This window comes from Streptomyces sp. NPDC004561, from assembly GCF_053602155.1.
The window spans coordinates 1-4,191 of record NZ_JBSGDB010000639.1; the positions used below are offsets into that span (position 1 = coordinate 1).

The following is a 4,191-nucleotide window of genomic DNA, read 5'->3' on the forward strand; positions in this document are numbered from 1 at the left end:
CCAGGGCGAGCGCGTGATGGCCGTTCGCAGGGTCGTTGACCAGCGCCCAGGCCGGGAAGCCCAGCGTCTCCCGGCGCACCTGCCCGACCTCCGGTGTCGCCTCCTCCCGGGCGAGGCCCAGGAACTCCAGCGCCAGGTCCTCGGCCTCGCCCAGGGTGCCGGGCACCAGCCGGACCACCCGGCGGTCGTCCAGGGCGGGGTGGGTGTAGGTGCGGACGGTGAGGCTGTCGGCGTCCTCGCGCGCGGTGCTGCCCGGCGGCAGCACGGCCCCGGCGTCCAGCAGCGCGGTCAGCCGGCTCTCGTCGTACGTCATGCCGCCCGCTCCTCGTCCTCGATGTCCCGCCCCGCGTACAGCGCGGCCGCCATGCGCACGCCCTCCGACCAGGCCACCGGCCCGACCTGACCGAGCCTCAGCACGCGCCCGCCGGCGCCGGCCCACTCCAGCGGGCCCGTCTCGGCCTGCGCGTAGGTGTCGTAGTCACCGATCCAGACGCGGGCCTCGGCGGTGCGGCCGTCCTCCACCACGGAGCACACCGCGTAGCCGCCGCGCACGCGGTAGCCGAGCTGGGCGGCCCGGCCGTGCAGGAAGCGCAGTTCCTTGAAGGCCCCGCCCGCGTACTCCTCGACCTGCGTCGCCTCGGCGTCGAGTGCGGCGGGGCGCTGCCAGACCTCGCGGAAAAGCTGCTGGGCGCGCTGTTCGACGCCCAGGTCGACGGCGAACTCCCGCAGTTCCTCCAGGTCTTCGAGGAGGACGGGGTGCGGGATGTGCACCTGCTCGGGGGCGATGCGGACGGTGTCGCCGTCGAGGTCGACGAGGCCGAGGCCCCGCTCGGGGTCGGCGTCCCGCAGGAACCCGGCGATCTCTCCGTCGGCGCCGGTGACGACGAGGTCGCGCAGCGCGGCCTGCCAGGCGGGATCGGGCCAGACGCGGGTGACGACGCTCAGCGGCACCGGCAGCGAGCGGACCATCCACCGCTCCACATCGGCCAGGCACTGCCGTTCGTGCCGCTCCAGCCACTCGACGAGCTGCCGCAGGCCCACGACCGCGGGATCGTCGGCGATCTTCGGCGGCACGGTCTTCAGCCGGCGTCCGGCGGCGTTGCGGCACACCACCTTCCCGCCGTCCAGGGCGACCTCGTAGTCGCCGGCCGACACCCACCCCATACGTGCCTCCCCGCACCCGCAGTGATCAAGTGACGGGAACTCTAGGGGAGGCCACTGACAACGCCCCCCGGGCGCCGGGGGGCGTTGTGGACGAGCGGGGACGCGGGGGGACGATCAGCCGCGCCCGGCGTCCTTCTCCTTCTTGGCGTTCTTGATCCGCACGGTCTCCTTGCGCACCTCCGCCTGGGTGGCGCGCTCCTTCTCCAGCCACTCGGGCCGCTCCTGCTTGAGCGCCTCGATCTGCTCGGTGGTCAGGGGCTCGGTGACCCCGCCGCGCGCGAGACCGGCGATGGACACGCCGAGCTTCGCCGCGACCACCGGACGCGGGTGGGGGCCGTTGAGTCGCAGCTCGCGCAGCCACTCCGGCGGGTTGGCCTGCAGCTCGTTCAGGTCGGCGCGCGAAACCACACCCTCCTGGAACGAGGCGGGGGTGGCGGGGAGGTACACACCCAGCTTCTTGGCCGCGGTCGCGGGCTTCATCGTCTGGGTGCTCTGCTGCGAACTCATGGGGTCAAGGGTATCGGCCGGGTGCGGGAGCCCCGACCACGGCCGGTAACCTGGCCTGGTGACAGGCTCGGAGGAATCACCGTCGTTCCGGCTCGCGTACGTCCCCGGAGTGACGCCCGCCAAGTGGGTGAAGATCTGGCACGAGCGCCTGCCCGAGATCCCGCTCACCCTCGCCCAGGTGCCGGCCGCCGAGGCGCCGGAGCTGCTGCGCGCGGGCGAGGCCGACGCGGGCCTCGTACGGCTGCCCGTCGACCGCGACTTCTTCAGCGCGATCCCCCTCTACACCGAGACCACCGTGGTCGTCGTCCCCAAGGACCACCTGATCACGGCCGCGGACGAGGTCACCCTCGCCGACCTCGCCGAAGAGGTGGTCTTCCACCCCCTCGACGACGTCTTCGACTGGGACGCGCCGCCCGGCGAGCCCGCCTTCGAGCGGCCCGCGACGACACCGGACGCCGTCGAGCTGGTGGCGGCGAACGTCGGCCTCCTGGTCGTCCCGCAGTCCCTGGCCCGCCTGTACCACCGCCGGGACCTCACCTACCGCCCGGTCGTCGACGCCCCGCAGTCCGGCATCGCCCTGTCCTGGCCGCAGGAGGCCACCACCGACCTGGTGGAGGACTTCATCGGCATCGTCCGCGGCCGCACGGTCAACAGCACGCGCGGCCGTACGACGGACAGGCCCGCGAGCGAGAAGAAGCCCGGGCGCGCAGAGCAGAGCGGCGCCCGGCAGAAGCCCGCGGCCGCCAAGCCGGCGGGCCGGGGGAAGCCGGCCCGAACCGGTGGCGGCAAGCCCGCCGCGAAGCGCGGGAAGCCGCGCCGCCGCTCGTAGGGGCGGCCGTCTCAGGCCGCCGGGTCGGGTTCCTCCGGACGCGACTCGCTCGGCACGGCAATGGCGACCACCGGCTCCACCCGCCGCTCCCGCAGGTCCACCACCGCGACGACCAGGGCGATCGCGATGATCCCCACGGCCGTGAGCAGGCCCAGTTGCAGGGCCACGGCGGGACTGCCCTCGTTGGCCAGGTGCGCGAAGTACACGGCGCCCACCGCGGCGATCCCGGCCGCCGAGCCGATGCGCTGCGCCGTCACCAGCACACCGCCCGCCGCCCCGGCCCGCTGCACCGGAACGCTCGCCAGGGTGAGCGTGGTGTTGGGGGAGATCGTGACGCCCGAACCGAGGCCCGCGACGAGCAGCGGCAGCGCCGCCGCCCAGCCGACCCCGGGGCCCGGCACCAGCTGCACCGCCCCGATCGTCCCGATCAGGCCCAGCGCCACCCCGCCGAGGCCGACGATCACCAGCCTGCGCCCGTGACGGACGACCAGCCTGCCGCCCACGGCCGCCCCGGCCGCCGAACCGACCGCGAAGGGCAGGGAGGCGAAGCCAGCCGCGAGCGCGCTGTAGGCCACACCGTTCTGCAGGAACAGGGTGTAGACGAAGAAGACCGTGGTGAAACCCGCGAAGTAGACCAGGTTCAGCAGCACGCCGAGCGAGAAGGACCGCTGGGTGAACAGCCGCAGGTCCAGCAGCGGCGCCTGTCCGCGCCGCCCCTTTTGCCGCTCCCACACCCAGAACGCCGCCAGCAGCACCACGGCCACCGGGAGCAGCCCCCACTTGAGCCGTCCCGTCCACTGCTGCTCCTGCACCAGGGGCAGCATCAGCGCGAGCACGCCCGCGCCGAGCAGCAGCACGCCCGGCAGGTCGATGTCCTCCCGGCGTCCCGGCGACACCGGGGCGCGCGGCAGGAAGCGCAGCGCCGCGCAGAACGCGGCCACCCCGATCGGCAGGTTGACGTAGAACACCCAGCGCCATCCGTCGTCGGTGCCGAACAGATGGATCAGCAGCCCGCCGGCGGGCGGGCCGACCGCCGTGGAGAGCCCGACCACGCTGCCCAGCATGCCGAACGCACGGGCCCGCTCGGCGCCCTGGAACATCTGCTGGATGAGCCCGGTGGTCTGCGGGGCCACGATGCCCGAGGCCACGCCCTGCAGCAGCCGGAACAGCACCAGCCAGCCGGCGCCCGATGCCAGCCCGCAGGCCGCCGAGGCCAGGGTGAACAGGGCGAGCCCGAACAGGAACACCTCCCGCCGCCCGCGCAGGTCGCCGAGCCGCCCGGCCGGGACCAGGGCGAGCCCGAAGGTGAGGGCGTAGCCCGAGACGACCCAGGACACGTCGGCCGTGTCGGCGCCCAGGCCGCGCTCCATCGAGGGCAGGGCGACGTTCACGATCGAGCTGTCGAGCAGCGTCATGAAGCCCGCCGTCAGACAGACCCCGAGCGCCTGCCACCGCCGGTCGTCGCCGGCCGGCCGGGTCTGGTCCATGGTCATGGGGCCACGCTAGGCAGCCATGACGCGCCGCGCACCAACGATGGAACGCAGGGCGCGTCGGTGTCAGGCCGTGTACGACGCCAAACCGGCAGGTCCGGGGCGCGTTCAGCGGCCGGCCGTGTCCCGCAGCCACGCGTAGGCCGACTGGTCCCGCGCCGGGGCTTCGTCGTCGCCCCCTTCACGCAGCAGGACATCAGG

5 protein-coding genes are annotated in these 4,191 nt (G+C 74.0%); 1 reads left to right on the forward strand and 4 read right to left on the reverse strand.

All coding sequences use genetic code 11. The features are described from left to right. The 3 genes from ACWEN3_RS42570 to ACWEN3_RS42580 form a co-directional block, all read right to left on the reverse strand. Positions 1 to 313 (reverse strand): hypothetical protein (locus ACWEN3_RS42570; RefSeq protein WP_452982940.1); only part of this gene is annotated, 313 nt, incomplete at its 3' end. Continuing rightward, complete coding sequence (locus ACWEN3_RS42575; protein ID WP_452982943.1) at positions 310 to 1,164, reverse strand: DUF4132 domain-containing protein; 855 nt, start codon at positions 1,162 to 1,164, stop codon at positions 310 to 312. The genes ACWEN3_RS42570 and ACWEN3_RS42575, both read right to left, overlap by 4 nt. Positions 1,165 to 1,278: 114 nt before the next feature. Beyond that, entirely contained in the window at positions 1,279 to 1,671 is a 393-nt protein-coding gene (locus ACWEN3_RS42580; RefSeq protein ID WP_452982946.1) for a DUF5997 family protein, read from the reverse strand. A 58-nt stretch (positions 1,672 to 1,729) separates the two neighbouring features. On the opposite strand from ACWEN3_RS42580, the gene ACWEN3_RS42585 reads away from it, so the two are divergent. Then, the gene (locus ACWEN3_RS42585) at positions 1,730 to 2,500 is read left to right on the forward strand and encodes a LysR family substrate-binding domain-containing protein (RefSeq protein ID WP_452982948.1); all 771 of its coding nucleotides are present in this window, start codon (positions 1,730 to 1,732) and stop codon (positions 2,498 to 2,500) included. Positions 2,501 to 2,511: 11 nt separating this feature from the next. Here ACWEN3_RS42585 and ACWEN3_RS42590 read toward each other — a convergent pair whose 3' ends face one another. Further along, positions 2,512 to 3,993, reverse strand: a complete 1,482-nt coding sequence (locus ACWEN3_RS42590; RefSeq protein ID WP_452982951.1) for an MFS transporter — start codon at positions 3,991 to 3,993, stop codon at positions 2,512 to 2,514. Positions 3,994 to 4,191 lie beyond the last annotated feature (198 nt).

Excerpts from the sequence above, each read along its gene's own strand:
- ACWEN3_RS42575 (WP_452982943.1), bottom strand. The coding sequence starts at position 1,164 with ATGGGGTGGGTGTCGGCCGGCGACTACGAGGTCGCCCTGGACGGCGGG.
- ACWEN3_RS42580 (WP_452982946.1), bottom strand. The coding sequence starts at position 1,671 with ATGAGTTCGCAGCAGAGCACCCAGACGATGAAGCCCGCGACCGCGGCC.
- ACWEN3_RS42590 (WP_452982951.1), bottom strand. The coding sequence starts at position 3,993 with ATGACCATGGACCAGACCCGGCCGGCCGGCGACGACCGGCGGTGGCAG.